Annotated in this window: 10 protein-coding genes; 2 read left to right on the forward strand and 8 right to left on the reverse strand. The window is 62.2% G+C overall.

The features are described 5' to 3' along the window. Positions 1-51: 51 nt before the first annotated feature. Complete coding sequence (locus AC6H34_RS28725) at positions 52-2,106, forward strand: lytic transglycosylase domain-containing protein (RefSeq protein WP_497541083.1); 2,055 nt, start codon at positions 52-54, stop codon at positions 2,104-2,106. Positions 2,107-2,133: 27 nt separating this feature from the next. Here the strand turns inward: AC6H34_RS28725 and AC6H34_RS28730 are convergent, their stop codons facing one another. Both AC6H34_RS28730 and AC6H34_RS28735 read right to left on the reverse strand, forming a co-directional pair. Further along, positions 2,134-3,333, reverse strand: a complete 1,200-nt coding sequence (locus AC6H34_RS28730) for a porin (RefSeq protein WP_497541084.1) — start codon at positions 3,331-3,333, stop codon at positions 2,134-2,136. A gap of 218 nt (positions 3,334-3,551) precedes the next feature. Further along, entirely contained in the window at positions 3,552-4,574 is a 1,023-nt protein-coding gene (locus AC6H34_RS28735; protein ID WP_497541085.1) for a pyridoxal-phosphate dependent enzyme, read from the reverse strand. Between the two features lie 150 nt (positions 4,575-4,724). Between AC6H34_RS28735 and AC6H34_RS28740 the strand changes: the two genes are divergently transcribed. Continuing rightward, positions 4,725-6,392 carry a tetratricopeptide repeat protein gene (locus AC6H34_RS28740; RefSeq protein ID WP_497541086.1) on the forward strand — a complete coding sequence of 556 codons (1,668 nt, stop codon included), beginning with the start codon at positions 4,725-4,727 and terminating at the stop codon, positions 6,390-6,392. A 165-nt stretch (positions 6,393-6,557) separates the two neighbouring features. Here AC6H34_RS28740 and AC6H34_RS28745 read toward each other — a convergent pair whose 3' ends face one another. The 6 genes from AC6H34_RS28745 to AC6H34_RS28770 all read right to left on the reverse strand — a co-directional run bounded on the left by AC6H34_RS28745 (position 6,558) and on the right by AC6H34_RS28770 (position 15,690). Further along, positions 6,558-7,952, reverse strand: coding sequence for a porin (locus tag AC6H34_RS28745; RefSeq protein WP_497541087.1), 1,395 nt, complete (start codon positions 7,950-7,952; stop codon positions 6,558-6,560). 755 nt (positions 7,953-8,707) lie between these two features. Then, the gene (locus tag AC6H34_RS28750) at positions 8,708-10,075 is read right to left on the reverse strand and encodes a porin (protein WP_497541088.1); all 1,368 of its coding nucleotides are present in this window, start codon (positions 10,073-10,075) and stop codon (positions 8,708-8,710) included. 503 nt (positions 10,076-10,578) lie between these two features. After that, positions 10,579-11,448 (reverse strand): choline/ethanolamine kinase family protein, encoded by an 870-nt coding sequence (locus tag AC6H34_RS28755; protein WP_497541089.1) that lies wholly within the window; start codon positions 11,446-11,448, stop codon positions 10,579-10,581. Between the two features lie 55 nt (positions 11,449-11,503). Continuing rightward, positions 11,504-12,670: an iron-containing alcohol dehydrogenase gene (locus AC6H34_RS28760; RefSeq protein ID WP_497541090.1), complete on the reverse strand. Its 1,167-nt coding sequence runs from the start codon at positions 12,668-12,670 to the stop codon at positions 11,504-11,506. A 116-nt stretch (positions 12,671-12,786) separates the two neighbouring features. Then, positions 12,787-14,172, reverse strand: coding sequence for an aldehyde dehydrogenase family protein (locus AC6H34_RS28765; protein WP_497541091.1), 1,386 nt, complete (start codon positions 14,170-14,172; stop codon positions 12,787-12,789). Between the two features lie 144 nt (positions 14,173-14,316). Continuing rightward, positions 14,317-15,690 (reverse strand): glutamine synthetase family protein, encoded by a 1,374-nt coding sequence (locus tag AC6H34_RS28770; RefSeq protein WP_497541092.1) that lies wholly within the window; start codon positions 15,688-15,690, stop codon positions 14,317-14,319. Positions 15,691-15,697 lie beyond the last annotated feature (7 nt).

Genomic DNA, 15,697 nt, shown 5'->3' on the forward strand with positions numbered 1-15,697 from the left:
GACGCGAGAATAGCCAATCTGGACTCCCTGGTTGGCATGGCGGCAATGCTCGTGCGTTTTTTGACTGGAACATCCCTGTTTGTCGCCGTGCTGACGGCGGCCGTCGCCGCTCCCCTCGCCCCGCCCGGCGACGGCACGTTGAGCCGCTCGCCCACCACGATCATAAGCACGGACAACGACATCACCGGATCGATCGGCGTGATTTCTCCGATCGCCCCGCAATTGCAGACCCTGCGCCAGGCCATCGATGCCTATGGCAGCGGCGACCTGGCGGGGGGCGATGGACTGGCGCGCTCCCTGAACGACCCCGCAAGCCGGGCGACCGCCGAATGGATCGCAATCCGCAGCGCCGCGAGGCAGGTCGGCTTCCAGCGCATCAATGCTTTCCTGACGGCCTACCCGGCCTGGCCCGGCAACGGCCTGCTGCGCCGGCGCGCCGAGGAAGCCCTCTACAATGACGGGATGGATGCGGGCACGATCCGCTCCTTCTTCGCTTCCTCCGCTCCCGAGACCGACGAGGGCAAGGTGGCGCTCGCCTCCGTCTTGCTGCGCTCGGGTGACCAGCAGGCCGCCGCTGCCCTCATCCGCGACGCCTATCGCAACGACCCGCTCTCGGGCCAGCTCGAAGCCGACATCGTGCGCGGCTATGGCAACCTGCTCTCGCGCGCGGACCACAAATTCCGCGCCGATCGCCTGATCTATGACGGCAACTTCGTCGATGGCCTGCGTGTGGCTGCCCGCGCGGGCGCCGATGTCGTGTCTCTCGCCAAAGTGCGCATCGCCGTGGCCAAGGGGGCCGGCAACGCCGGTACCCTGCTCGCCTCAGGCGCCTCGAACGATCCGGCCTACATATTCGCCAAGGTGAGCTATCTGCGGCGCCGGGACAAGGACAAGGAGGCCGCAGCGCTGCTGCTGCGGGCACCGCGTGACGCGGCCTCCCTCGTGCGGCCCGACGAATGGTGGACGGAGCGCCGCCTGGTGGCGCGAGCCCTGCTCGACCAGGGAGATGCCCGTACCGCCTATGCCGTCGCGGCCGGCTTCACAGCCGAGAGCGACACGACGCGGATGGAAGCCGAATTCCACTGCGGCTGGATTGCGCTGCGCTTTCTCGGCGACACGCGCGTGGCTGCTCGCCACTTCGCCAACCTCAGCGCGCAGTCCCAGCGCCCTATCAGCATATCGCGCGGCGCCTATTGGCAGGGCCGCACTGCGGAGGCCGCCGGAGACAAGAACGCCGCCACGCGATTCTACCAACTCGCCGCGCGCTACCCCACCACCTATTATGGCCAGATCGCCCGTGCCCGGCTCGGCTTGCGCTCGCTCGACCTCAGTCCGTTGCCCGAGGCATCGGCGGCGACGCGCGCAAACTTCAGCAGCCTCCTGGCCGTACGTGCGATCACCCAGCTCTACGCCACGGGCGAGCGCGTCTACGCGCGCAGCCTCGTGGCCGACATGGGCAAGCGGCTGCAGGATACGCAGCAACTTGCCTTGCTGGGCCAGCTCGCCTTGGCCAACCGCGACGCGAAGGCGGCCCTGGGGGTGGGCAAGTCCGCGACCCAGCGCGGCCTGCCCCTCGATGCGATCGCCTTTCCCACCGGCGCCATACCGGGCTTCCAGGGCTCCGGCAATGTCGAGCGTGCGGTCGTCTACAGCATCGCCCGCCAGGAGAGCGAGTTCGGCCACGACGTCGTCAGCGGCGCCGGCGCGCGCGGCCTGATGCAGGTGATGCCTTCGACTGCGAAGGCAACTGCCAAGGCGGCCGGCATGGCCTTCGATTCCAAGCGGCTCACCACCGACCCCGCCTACAACGCCATGATCGGCGAGGCGCATCTGGGAGAACTGATCGACCGCTTCCGCGGCTCCTACATCATGACCTTCGCCGCCTATAACGCCGGACCTTCCAAGGTAGCCGACTGGGTGAAGACCTATGGAGACCCCCGCGATCCCAAGGTCGATCCCATCGACTGGGTAGAGCGCATTCCCTACACCGAGACCCGCAATTATGTGCAGCGCGTGCTCGAGAACGTACAGGTCTATCGCTCGCGACTCGGCAACAAGACGGCCCTGCTGATCGACTCGGACCTGCGCCGGGGCGAAGGACGATAGACGGCCACGGGGGCGTCTTGCAGGCGGTCAAAACGTCCGCCGCACCCGCAGCACGCCGGTCCAGCCCTTCTGCTCTTCCTCATAGGCGAAGAAGCCCTGGCCGCCTTTGGCCCGGTAGGAGGAATAGAACGCCTCGGCGCCGAAGGAGAGCCCTCGCGTGACGGTGTAGACGGCATTGCCGCCGGCGACCCAGCCGCGGATATCGGGCGCAATCGGGTCGAGGAAGGAGGTGTGGGTGGTGGCGGCGCTGTAGTCGAGATAGCTGCCCAGCAGGTTCAGCGTGACCGCAGGCGTAACGTTGACGCCGATCTCCCCTGTCGCCGTCCAGCCGCTGCCGAGGTCCGTCCTGTCATTGAAGCGATCGAAGGCCGCGTCGATCTGCTGCCAACCGAGATAGGCCGAGGCCCCGTTGGCATAGGTGCCCTCAACGGCGACGTGGCCGCCGGAGAGCACGGGCAGGTTCACGCCGAGAGCACCGCCGAAGGCATAGCCATAGTCGGAACCGCCGATCGGCTGCGAGGGAGCGGGATAGCGGATCTGGTGCACCGCGCCGAACACGGCCGCCTCGCCCCAATCGGCATCGTAGCGCAGGTTGCCGACGACGTCGGGGACCACCGAGCCGCCGGATGCCACGACGACGGATGGAAAGCCGAACGTATCGAGCAGGCTGCCGCGCGTGCCGCGCGCATCCTCGACCGACAGCGTGGCCGAGAGCCCGTTTCCGAACTCCTGTGTGTAGGCGATGAGATTGGCCGTCGCCGCATAGCCGAAATAGGGCTGCAGCAGGTCATTGGCATAGTCGAGGTCGTAGATGCCGAAGAAGCTGTGCGCATAGCCCGCGGTGAGGCCGCCGATCTGCAGATAGGCCTTGTCGATCACGAAATTCGTCGCCTGCCCTGGGCCGACATAGGCGTCCAGCAGGAAGTAGGAACGCAGCAACCCGTAATCGGTGTTGGTGCGGGCATCGAAGCCGATCTGCGCGCGCGTGAAGAAGCCGGTGGCGTCGTCATTACGAGTCGCCTGATGCGAAAGCACGTAGTCCGCCCTCACCTCACCGCCGATCTTGAGGCATGTGTCGGTGCCGGGAAGCGCCCAGAAGCCGACACCGACGGCAACGCAGGCCTGCATGTTCTGATCCGGCCCGGACTTGCCCACCGGCAGATCCTGCGCGCCGGCGGCTCCGCAGCCGATCAGCAAGGCAGCAAGGCTGAAGATGCCTGCTTTCATCGTTACCCCTCGTGGACGAGAACTTCTCCCGGTATTCAGGCGCGACTTGTTGTTGGCAGAGTGAGGCAAAAACTGCCGTGACTCAATGCAGAGGGGCGCGAGGACAACCCTGGAGAAGCATATTCAACGAAGGCGTTGCATAAAAAGCACGCGAAATGAGAGGGATCGACAATAACTGAACGCCCTGCGCATTATCGTTATTGCGCAGAGGATACGGCCTAGCTCGAAAAAACACCGATTCTCTTGAGCCTCGCCCTTTCCGTTCGCATGCAGGCATCGATCTCGCCCGCCAGTGACGCGTCCAGCAGGCAGGCCGCCACGTGAGCTGCATATTTGGCGGGTCCGTCGACCCCCAGCATCGCGACCCTGCAGGACCGGTCCTGCAGGGCAAGCCAACTCAAGGCCCCCGCCAGCACGCCGCAGCTCGACAGCCCCAGCACCGGATCGCCGGCCTCCTCGAAGAGCGAATAGTGGGCGAGCGCCTCGCTGTCCCTTATCGTCAGCAGCCGATAGCTGCCTTCCTCCGGCACGAAGCTCGTCCGCCTTTTCGAGCCCATTCCCGGCACGAGCAGCCGCCCCTCGCCCGAAGGCTCGGCAAGAATGTTAGAGGCAACTGAATCGACGACGACGAGCGGAAACGGCAGGCGCCGTTCGCCGATGTAGCGGGCGAATCCGGCCGCTGTTCCACCCGAGGACGCCGAGACGAAGATCGCATCCGGCGAAAAGGCATCAAGGGTCTCGGGGGCCGTCCACTGCCGATGCGTCCGCGGATTTCCCGGATTGTTGTACTGATCCAGAAAGGTTGCACCCGTTCGGGCCGCGATCCTGCCCGCAAGGGCGATACGGGCCTGGTGCAGGGTCTCGCCATGCTCGGGCCGGGCGACGTGGACGAATGCTCCGGCTGACCGGATCAGATCGACGGTCGTTTCGGGCGTGCCGGCCGAAACGACGATCTCGACACCGATATCGAGAATGCGGCCCAGGGATGCCAGCGCTATGCCGTAGTTCCCCGACGAGGCATCGATCACGTGGCCGCCCGGCTCCAGGCTGCCGGCCGCCATGGCCTCGGAAAGCAAGGCCCAGGCCACCCGGTCCTTGATGGACCCGAACGCGTTCCGGTACTCTTCCTTGATCCGGATCTCGTGCTCGAAGCCTCCGATTTCGACGTGGAAATGGCGCCATGGCGTGTTGCCGATGGCGGCGGGCGGTGCAAGCATGCGAGGGTGGGATGGCCAATCCAAATCGAGCAGCCTCCTCGGCGCCGAGTCTATCCGTCATCGGATTCCTTGCGCAGTGAGGCCGGCAATGCAAGGAAACTTCTTGCTGCGCAACATGGGAATTCCTAGAAACCCGGCCGGCCAGGAGATCCGTCAATGCCTATTGAGCAACGAATGAATAGGGATGACGCCGTTGCCCTGCATCGCAACGGGCAGATCGATGCAGCGATCACGGCCTATCGGGCCCTACTGGCCGTGAATCCCGAAGATCCCGACATACTGGGCTTGCTTGGTGTCGCTACCGAGCAGTCCGGAGATCCGGCCGAGGCGGAGAGACTTCTGCGCCGCAGCTTGACGAAGAACACGTCGACCGAGCTCCTCTACAGGAATTTCAACAACCTCGCCGGCCTGCTGATCGAGTCGGGACGGCTGGACGATGCCAGGGTCCTGGCGGCGGAAACCGAGTTTCCCGACTGGCCAGCCCAGCACGCCCCCGCCCCAGCCATGCCCGACACGATCGTGAGCACCATCGAAGCACTCAAGACTTTGGATCAGAAGTCGAAAGCTTTGCAAATATCTGACTTTACTTCAAAATACTTCCGAGAGAACCTTAATTTTGCTACCCAGCGAGCTGAGTTACTTCACGACGCCGGACGGCTGCAGGACGCGCGCACCGAACTGTCCCAGGATTTCGGACCGGAAGAGGAAAGCCCAAACCTTCACGCCCTGCGCAGCGCACTTGCGTTCGAGGCCAGCGACTATGCCTCAAGCGCCCGCTCGGCCACGCGATTTGCGGCAACATTCCCTGCATTCCTCTCACCGAGGGGGCCGGCGCAGAAATTCGTCCTGGCGGTGTTCAATCCAGCCCCCGAGTCCATCAGCGACTTCAGCGCGATGGAAAATCATCACTATGCTGGAAACTTCCCGTCGCAGCTTGCGACGGAATTCGCGGATTCCTACCGCTTCCTCTCCATTTTCCCGAACACCACCACCATCCACGATGCCCTGAGGGATCTGCCGCGGCCTGCCCTTGCCCTGAACAATTTCGTCAACGCCGAAAAGCTTCTCGTCGGCGATACGTTTGCCCGGGTCTGTGCAACGGTCGATGCCCTCGGCGTTCCCGTCATCAATCATCCCCGGCAGGTGGCCCAGGTCACACGGCAAAAGAACTCGGAGCGCTTCGCGAATGTGGAAGGAATTCTGGCTCCCAGGATCACGCGCTATTTCAGCATAGGGTGGCAGCAGGCTGCCCTCATCGCTGACATCGAGAGCCGTTACGAGTATCCGATGATCCTGCGCACGGTCTTCCACCAGATGGGCAAGGGTACGTGGCTGGCCTACAATCGCCAGGAACTGGCGGATGCGCTGGAAAATACGGATGGTCAGCAGATATATATTATAAATTACTTCGACTTGCGCCACGACAACGGGTTTTATCGCCGCATCAGAGCCGCGTTCGTGGATAAGGCTTGGACAATCCTGCGCATCGACTACGACAAGAACTGGAATGTGCGCGGGCGCCGGGAGGAGCACATCGGCGAGTTCTATCGTGAACATCCGGAACTGATGGCCCTGTCGGACAGCATGATACGGGATCCACATGGAATGCTCGCCCCCGGTGCGCTCGCCAAGCTCGACGAGATCGCAAAGGCCATGCCGCTGGACATCTTCGGCATGGATTTCGACATCACCTATGACGGCAGGCTCGCCGTTTTCGAGGCCAACGCGACAATGAACTTCCTGGACAATGCCGAGGGTGGATTGAGCTATCCCCGGGAACCTCAGGGGCAACTGACGGACGCTCTTCACCGGCTTTTCACGTTTGTCGCCGCAGGTCGCTAGAAGAGCGTATCGATCGCCTCCCACCCCACTACGAGAAGGATTCTACTGCTCGGCCAAACACGCGAGCAAGGTGGCCTCTCACAGCCGAACGTCGAGCTGTGAGGAGGCAAACAAAAAGCCCGGCTACGAAAGCCGGGCTTCTTGCCATCATACTATCTGGGAGGATCAGAAGGTCCGCTTCAGACGGATACCACCCTGCCAGACGTTCGACTTGATGTCGCGCGTTGCATACACAGGTCCTTCAACCGTATTCACGGTGGTCAGGGCATTGTCGGCGTCAACGCGGGTATAGGAGACTTCACCTGCGATCGTCAGGCCCTTGACGATGGTGTAGGTCAAGTTGCCGGCAACGGTGAATTCCTTGAGCTTGAAGTCACCGAAGGTGCCCGTGTTCACATTCGGTAGGCCATTGTTGTAGGACGTATCGATGTAAGAACCCACCAAGTTGGCATTGAGCTGCGGGGTGATGTTGCCGCCGAGTTCCGCGACGATCGACCAGCCCTTGCCGCGCTCGGAACGGAAATTCACACCGTCCGTCGTGGTCAGGAAGACATCCGAGCTGCCGAGAACAGTGTTGCCAGCGCCGAGGTAGTCGGTAGCGCCGTCAGCATACTGACCTTCAACGATGAAGTGGCCGCCGTCGATGGCCGGGATCTTGATGAGGGCAGTACCACCCACCGCGAAGCCATACTTGTTGAAGTTCGGAGCAGCAACTACGAGACCGGTGGCCGGATCAATAGCGTCACCCGAACGTGTCTGGTGCCCAGCAGCCTGAACGGCCAAGGAGCCCCAATCCGCGTCATAGCGCAGCTGAGCGACGATATCCGGAACCTGCTGACCGCCGGGGAGATAGGCGACGCCGGCGAAGGCAGTGCCGATGTAGCTGTCAAGGCCATCAGCGCGATGGTCACGACCGTCTTCGATCGACAGCGTGGCGCTGAAGCCACCACCGAACTGGGCGGTGTAGGCGATCAGGTTCACGGTGTTGGATTCTGCGTAGTACGGAGCCCAGATGGTGTCGCCGTACTCGTTATCGTAGAAGCCGAAGAACGAGTGGGCGTAACCAGCCGTCAGGCCGCCGAACTGGATGAAGGCCTTGTCGATCGAGAAGCTGTTGCCGTTGTAAGCATTGCTGCGGCCAGCAGCGCTGATCGGATGCGAGTCAGCGTTAATCTGGAAGTAAGAGCGCAGCAGACCCCAGTCGGTCTGGGTGCGGGCATCGAACCAGATACGGGCCTGGGTGTTGAAGGCCGAACGGTTGTCGCTACGATTGAAGCCACGGTTGTTAATGAAGACCGGGCCAGTCTGGACACCGCCAGCCGTCGGCGTGAACAAGCCGGGACGGTCGCCGCCGAACACGCGGTAGTCGGCGCGGATTTCGCCGCCGATCTTGAGGCAGGTATCGCTGCCGGGGATGTAGAAGAAGCCGGGGCCGAAGGTCGAGCAGACCTTCACGTACTCAACGGCTTCACCCTTGGTCATGGGCAGATCGGCAGCCTGGGCAGCACCGATGGCGGCGATACCGGCAGCGGCGCCGAGGAGAAGAGACTTCATCGTCATTAGATGACCTCCAAGACAGTTATTCTTTGATCGAGAGCGCCGCTTGGTGCTTCGACCGATTCGCGAGACCCCGATCACACGCAACACTTGCAATCCGGATACGGCACATAGTTTGTGTCGTTGGAGATACATTGTCGGACTCCTCTTGGTTGCACAACAGCGATTACGCCCGACAACCCGGGGTGGAGCCATTTTGACAAAGCTGTGTAGCAAAAAAGACACACGCGCCTTATTCACCGTCCAGAGCGAATAATCAGGCCAAAATCACCTATTTTTGAACGATTTACGCCACATTTGGGGGCCCGCCCAAAACGATTTCGCGGCCTGCTCAAGCCTTCGCCACCAGGCCATTGGAAATAGCCCTCCGGGCCGCGCAAGATCGGGCGGCCCGCCCTGGAGGCAGATTTACATGGAAATGACTTTGCCAACTGGATGAATCGCCCGTTGGAATCGCCGCGCTAATAACGCCCCAGGACGAGATTCGCCCTCACCGCTGTAACGCGGCATCTCGACTGAACGATCGCCACGACTTTAGCCAAGGCGGTTTTGGTGTCATGAACACTGGAAGTCCTTGCCCCCGGCGTGAGGACGCGGGTTCGAGCGGCTGGAAAAATGGTTGAGTTCGGGTTCTGTCCAACCCATCTCCCCCTGGCATCTGCTCCGGAAGAAGATCAAGCGAGTGCCAATACGCTCCAAATGAAAAGGCCCGGCTTGCGCCGGGCCTCCTCGCGAGGTGAGGTGTATATTGGGTTCTATCAGAATACGCGGCGGATACGAATGCCGGCCTGCCAGACATTGTCTCTCTGGTTCTTGAAGCTGTTGACCGTCGTCGTCGTGGTCTCGCCCACCGTAGCGGTCGTCGTCAGAGGATCGCCGTTGTGCTGAAGAACGCGGGTGTAGGCAACTTCCGCGCCGATGGTAAGGCCCTTGACCACAGTGTAGGTCAAATTGCCGACAATCGAACCTTCCTTGATGCCATAGTCATAAAGTCCGCCGTTGGAATCGGCCAACGCGTTGTCGTACCGCACATCAAGGTAGCTGCCGACAATGTTGAAATTCCACTGAGGCGTGATGTTGCCGCCGAGTTCGGCAACGGCCGACCAGCCCTTGCCCGTTTCGATCGAACCGAGGAAGGGATTGTAGAAGTGATCGACGCTTCCGAGCACGCTGTTCCCGACTCCGAGGTAGTCAGTCGCGCCATCGGCATACTGACCTTCCACGATGAAGTGGCCGCCATCGATGGCAGGGATCTTGATCAGGACGTCGCCGCCGACGGCGAAGCCGTACTTGTTGCTGTTGCGCTCGGTCGTGCCATTACCGAAGACGACGGTGGTATCGGCAACACCGCTGCGGCTTTCATGCCCTGCGGCCTGCACTGCGAGGGTACCCCAATCCTGGTCCCAGCGAAGCTGACCGACAACGTCAGGCACCGTCGTACCGCCCTGGTTGAAGGCATAGTACGTGCCTAGCGGCAGAGCGGTCGTGTCCAGCACGAAGCCGTTCTGGTTGTGATCGCGCGCATCTTCGATCGACAGCGTGGCGTTGAAGCCGCCACCGAACTGGGCGGTGTAGGCGATCAAGTTCGAGGTGTTGGATTCAGCGTAGTACGGCCCCCAGATCGTATCGCCGTACTCGTTATCGTAGAAGCCGAAGAACGAATGGGCGTAACCAGCCGTCAGGCCGCCGAACTGGATGAAGGCCTTGTCGATCGTGAAGGTGTTGCCGTTGTAGGCATTGCTGCGGCCGCCGGCGCTGAGCGGATGGGAGTCGGCGTCGATCTGGAAATAGGAGCGCAGCAGGCCCCAATCGGTCTGCGTGCGGGCATCGAACCAGATACGTGCTTCGGTATTGAAGCCCGACCGATTGTCATCGCGGCTGAAGCTCGAGCTACCGAGGAACGACGGCCGGTCGCCGCCGAACACGCGGTAGTCGGCACGGATTTCACCGCCGATCTTGAGGCAGGTGTCGGTGCCGGGGATGTAGAAGAAGCCGGGACCGAAGGACGTGCAGACCTTCACATATTCGACGGCTTCGCCCTTGGTCATGGGCAGGTCGGCGGCCTGGGCAGCGCCGATGGCGGCGATACCGGCGGCTGCGCCGAGAAGAAGTGACTTCATCGTCATGAGATGACCTCCAAGACATTTTACTGCGGCCGCGACATTTGCGTCTTCAGCCGACTCCGCGAGACCCCGGCCCCAACCTCAGGTCGGCGGTCCGGACACGACCCAGTGGGTGAATCGTTGAAGTCAGACTGCTTCAGTCCCCGGCTTTCCACAATCGAGATTCAATCCGATCGGAGGTATTCACATCGTTTTGCCAAAGACATGTCACCTAAAAGACACAACATATGTCTTCATGTCAGAGTCTACTTTAAGTATTTACAATTTATATTTGCATAGTATCGATATTCACAACTGTCAGTTTAATCCAATTTTTGCCGCAATTGATTCAAGTACACGCATAGGTAATACAATCATTGAAAATGATGCACAACCAAAAAGATTAAATACTTTAAATTGAACGCATCAAATCACACAACCCTGGATTCCCCATGGGCACGAACCCAGGGGCTGGAACCAGCCTGGAGAGAGAAAATCCGCGGTATCGGCCATGCGTCTCGCGGCCCCTACAAACGGGCGGCGGCGGCCTTCACGCGCTTTTCGTTGATCGCGATGTAAAGATCGAGGTCGGCATGAGGACCATCGGCTGCGCGATGCTGGGCATATCCCCAGAACAGGTCGCGCAAGGCCGCCGCGGCGCGCATGGCGGCGAAGGCAAGTCGATCATCGGCTGTCGGCGGTCGGGCGAGCCAAAGCGCCAGAGCCGCATCGGCGGCCTCTTCACCCAGCAGTGCATTGTTGACGAAACTGGCGAGGTCGACGAGCGGCTGCCCCTGCCCCGCATATTCCCAGTCGACGAGCCAGAGCCGGGCGCCATCGTCGATCAGATTGCCGCCGTGGACATCGTTATGCGCAAAACCCTCCGGCACTGCAGCGAGCCGAGGCGCCAGGGCCGCGAGCAGCGGGGCAAGATCGCGCACGGTCTCACTCCAGGCGCCCGGGCCGCTCGTGAGAGCCTCGACATAACGCGTCAAGACTGCGAGCGGATGACGATTGCGCCGAGCACCATCATAGTAAATGGGCAAATCCACAGAGATATTCCGCAGCAACTCTACTGCCGGTACAAGGATCTTCCTATCGTTGAAGTCCGCCTGCGCAAGTGTACGCCCTTCGATATGCAGAAGGACCATCAGGTCCGGCTCGGCCCAGAGCACCTGCGGCCCAAGGCCTGCCCTGGCTGCGGCGCAGGTCGCGGCCTGCTCAGCCTGCCGGTCGATATCATGAACTCGATTGTCGCCCGCGATCCGCGCGACGAAGCGGCCTTCCCGCGCCGTGACGAGCAGGTTGCGGTTCGTCATCCCGCCAGCGAGCGGCTCGACTTCGATCGGGCCGGACCAGATCGGCAAGGTGGCGAGACGGGCTTGGAGATCGCGCATCGACGCTCCCGAAGGAGGCGGGCGCGGCCATTGCCTGCGCCCGCCCTGCCGAAGCTCAGAGCGTCCCTTCGAGCGCCTTCCGGTAGAGCTTGAGAGCCCCCGCCTTGGTCAGGGACACCGGATTGCCACCCGCTGTCGGATCCTTGGGCGCCATTTTGGACATCAACTCGAACTTCTGATCGTCGACCTTGAGGCCGGCCAGCGTGTGCGGCACGCCGAGTTCCTCGCGCAGCGCCAGGGTCCAGTCGAGGAACGCCGAATAGCGCGGCTTGAGACCGATATAAGCGGCGAGGCGCTCGATCTTCTCCTTCACCGCCTTCCTGTTGAAGGCGATGACATAGGGCATGAACACCGCGTTGGTCAGGCCGTGATGGGTGTCGTAGAGCGCGCCGACAGGGTGCGAAAGCGCGTGGATGGCGCCCAGCCCCTTCTGGAAAGCAGTGGCTCCGATGGCAGCCGCCGACATCATGTGGGCGCGGGCTTCCAGGTCGGTGCCGTCCTTGTAGGCTCGCGGCAGATATTCCTTCACAAGGCGCACGCCCTCCACCGCCATGCCCTCGGCCATGGGATGGTAGAACGGCGAGCAATAAGCCTCCAGGCAGTGTGCCAGGGCGTCGAGCCCCGTGCCGGCCGTGATGTGCTTCGGCATGCCGACGGTGAGTTCGGGGTCGCAGATAACCACCTTCGGCATCATCAGCGGATGGAAGATGACCTTCTTGGTATGCGTCTTCTCCTGGGTGATCACGCCGGCGCGGCCGACTTCCGAACCCGTTCCAGCGGTCGTCGGCACGGCAACGATCGGCAGGATGCCGTTGGGATCGGCACGGGTCCACCAGTCCCCGATGTCCTCGAAATCCCACATCGGCCGCTTCTGGCCCGCCATGAAGGCGATGACCTTGCCCGCATCGAGGCCGGAACCGCCACCGAAGGCCACCACCCCGTCATGACCGCCCTTGCGCACCACTTCGAGGCCCGCATAGACGTTTGATTCCACCGGATTGGGCTTCACATCCGAGAAGATGGCAGCATGCAGGCCGGCCGCCTTCAGGCTGTCGAGGGCATCCTTGGTCATCTTCTGCGTCGCGAGGAACGGGTCCGTCACCAGAAGGGGCGCCGTGATGCCGGCGGTCTTGCAGGCCTCGGCAAGCTCAGAAATGCGGCCGGCGCCAAAGCGGATGGCGGTGGGATAGCTCCAATTGGCGCGGGGAGAAGTGGTGGTCATGGGAGGGTTCCGTTGGGGGGTGGCGCTCTCCTGGGACCGCCGGCTTCCAGCCGGCTCCTGGAAGCACGGCGGCGCGGAGAACAGCCGGCCGGAAGCCGGCAGTCCCAGGAAAAGACTCAGATCGTTCTCAGATGATAGCTCTTGGGCTGGGTGAGCGATTCATAGCCCAGGCGCGAGAGACCCGTGCCGCGGCCGGTGTCCTTCACGCCCGTCCAGGTGAGGCCCGGATCGAGATAGTCGCAGCGGTTCATGAACACGGTGCCGGTCTCGATCTCGCCGCCGATACGCTCGGCAGCGTCGAGGTCCTGCGTCCAGATCGCGGCAGTGAGGCCGTAGGGCGAGTCGTTCATCAGCTTGATCGCCTCCTCGTCCGACTTCACCTTCATGATGCCGACGACGGGACCGAAGCTCTCCTCCATCATCACCGACATCGAATGATCGACGTTGGTGAGCACCTGCGGCGCGAGATAGGCGGTGTTGCCGACATCGGCAGCATATTTCGAGCCATCGATATGCGCCTTGGCACCCTTGGCGAGAGCCTCCGCCGTCTGCTTCCTCACCCAGTCGGCGAAACGGACATTGGCCATCGGCCCGAGCGTCGTCGTCTCGTCCAGCGGATTGCCCAGCACATACTGTCCCGTGAGATTCACGAAGCCGTCGACAAAGCGGTCGTAATGGCTCTCATGCACGTAGATGCGCTCGATGCCGCAGCAGCATTGCCCGGAATTGTAGAAGGCGCCGTCGACGAGGTTCTCGATGGCATGGTCCACATTGGCATCGGCGCGGACGTAAGCAGGGTCCTTGCCCCCCAGTTCGAGGCCGAGGCTCATGAAACTCCCGGCGGCAGCCCGTTCGATCGCTTGGCCGCCGGCGACCGAGCCGGTGAAATTGGTATGGTCGACGAGCCCCTTGGAAAGCAGATCGCTGGTCTGCTCATGCGTAAGCACGAGGTTCTGGAACACACCCTTGGGCAGGCCCGCGGCGTCCATGGCTTTCTGGAAGCGCTCGCCGACGAGAATGGTCTGCGCAGCATGCTTGAGGATGACGGCATTGCCGGCGATCAAGGCCGGCGCCACCGTGTTCACCGCCGTCATGAAGGGATAGTTCCAGGGCGCGACGACGAACACGACGCCAACCGGCTCGCGCTTGATCATGCGCTTGAAGCCCGGTCGGTCATCGTCGGGGATGAAGGGAGCAAGGCTTTCATTGGCAATGCGCACCATGTAGCGCACGCGCTCCTCGAAGCCGCGGAACTCACCTCCATAGCGCACAGGCCGCCCCATCTGCTGGGCGAGTTCGGGCACGACCTCCTGATTCATTCCCAGCATGACGTCGAGAAACTTCAGCACATAGGCGCTGCGTTCCTCGATCGAGAGTTTGCGCCACTCCTTCTGGGCCGCGCGCGCGGCCTTGAGGGCGCCATCGATCTCGGCATTGCTGGCCGCCGGGCGGCGCACCAGTTCCTTGCCGTCGATGGGAGAGATACAGACGATATCGGACATGATTGAGAACCTCTGGCGTTCCAGCCCTGGCAGGCCGGACTCGCCTCAATGAACGAGATGCTTCCCGTCCGAAGCCGGGACGCACGGTGCCCGGACGGGAAGAAACAACCTATACACAATGCCGCGGCATTTTGTGATCACATCTTAAATGATCTCGAAATAGCGCTCCAGTTGCCAATCGGAGATGGTACGCCGGAATTCGCGTTCCTCCCATTCGCGCGTGGCGGCATAGTGATCGACGAAGGCGTCGCCGAACAGGGAGCGTGCTGCCTTGGACGCCTTGAGCCGCTGGGCGGCCTCCCACAGGCTGCGCGGCAGCTGGCGCGCCTTCGGGTACTTCTTGTCATAGGCGGAGCCCTGCACCGGCGCGTCCGGCTCGATCCTGTTCTCGATGCCCCACAGGCCCGAACCGATGGCTGCCGCCAATGCGATATAGGGATTGATGTCGGCGGCCGCGACGCGATACTCGACACGCTGCGACTTCTCCGAACCCGGGATGACACGAAGAGCGCAGGTGCGGTTTTCCACGCCCCAGCTTGCGTCGGTAGGCGCCCAGAAACCCGGGATGAGGCGAGTGTAGGAATTCACCGTGCAGGCAATCATCGCCAGCAATTCGGGCATCAGCGCCTGCTGGCCGCCGACGTACCAGCGCATCTCGTCCGACATCTGGTGCGGCTTCGACTTGTCGTAGAACACGCCCTTCCCGGTCTTCAGGCTGGAAAGCGAGCTGTGGAGGTGGCCGGACTGGCCGGGCCAGTCATGCGACCACTTGGCCATGAAGGTCGCCATCCATCCGCGCTTCTGGGCGAGGATCTTGGTGTAGGTCTTGAACAGGGCAGCCTTGTCCGCCATGGCGAGGGCTTCGTCGACCTTGAGGGCCGCCTCGAGCACGCCGGGGCCGGTTTCGGTATGGAGGCCCTCGATCTCCATGTCCATCTCGCGGCACATCTCCAGGAGATCCTGGTAGAAGTCTGCATGCACGCCCGCGCGCAGCATCGAATAGCCGAAGAAGCCGGGCGTGATGTTCTTGAGGTTGCGGTAGCGCTTCTCCCGTACGCTGTCGGGCGTCTCGTCGAAGACGAAGAATTCGAACTCGGCCGCCGCGGAGACCTTGTAGCCCATGTCGGCGGCGCGGCCGAGCACCCGGCGCAGCGTGCCGCGTGGGCAGAACGCCTCGGCATCGCCCGCAAATTCGCCGATGAAGAGTGGAATGCCGTCCTCGAACGGGATGGCGCGCATCGTCTCGGGTACGAACCGCGTCTCCGCGTCACGATAGCCATTATGCCAGCCTGCGAAGCTGGTGTTGTCATAGAGCTGGTCGTTGGAGTCCCAGCCGAGCACCACGTTGCAGAAGCCGAAGCCTTTATCGATGGCACTCTCGAACTTGTCGCGAGCCATATATTTGCCGCGGAAGACGCCATCGACATCAAAGACGCCGACCTTTACGTCCGCAAAGCCTTTCTCCCGTACATAGGCGATCGCTTCAGCTGCATTCTTGGGTCTCGCTGGGGGTGCCATAATCCGC

It is taken from the genome of Labrys sp. ALF-8 (assembly GCF_059699065.1).

Bases quoted from the DNA above. Each gene is read 5' to 3' on its own strand.
- AC6H34_RS28730 (WP_497541084.1), bottom strand. From the start codon at position 3,333: ATGAAAGCAGGCATCTTCAGCCTTGCTGCCTTGCTGATCGGCTGCGGA.
- AC6H34_RS28740 (WP_497541086.1), top strand. From the start codon at position 4,725: ATGAATAGGGATGACGCCGTTGCCCTGCATCGCAACGGGCAGATCGAT.
- AC6H34_RS28745 (WP_497541087.1), bottom strand. From the start codon at position 7,952: ATGACGATGAAGTCTCTTCTCCTCGGCGCCGCTGCCGGTATCGCCGCC.
- AC6H34_RS28750 (WP_497541088.1), bottom strand. From the start codon at position 10,075: ATGACGATGAAGTCACTTCTTCTCGGCGCAGCCGCCGGTATCGCCGCC.
- AC6H34_RS28755 (WP_497541089.1), bottom strand. From the start codon at position 11,448: ATGCGCGATCTCCAAGCCCGTCTCGCCACCTTGCCGATCTGGTCCGGC.
- AC6H34_RS28760 (WP_497541090.1), bottom strand. From the start codon at position 12,670: ATGACCACCACTTCTCCCCGCGCCAATTGGAGCTATCCCACCGCCATC.
- AC6H34_RS28765 (WP_497541091.1), bottom strand. From the start codon at position 14,172: ATGTCCGATATCGTCTGTATCTCTCCCATCGACGGCAAGGAACTGGTG.
- AC6H34_RS28770 (WP_497541092.1), bottom strand. From the start codon at position 15,690: ATGGCACCCCCAGCGAGACCCAAGAATGCAGCTGAAGCGATCGCCTAT.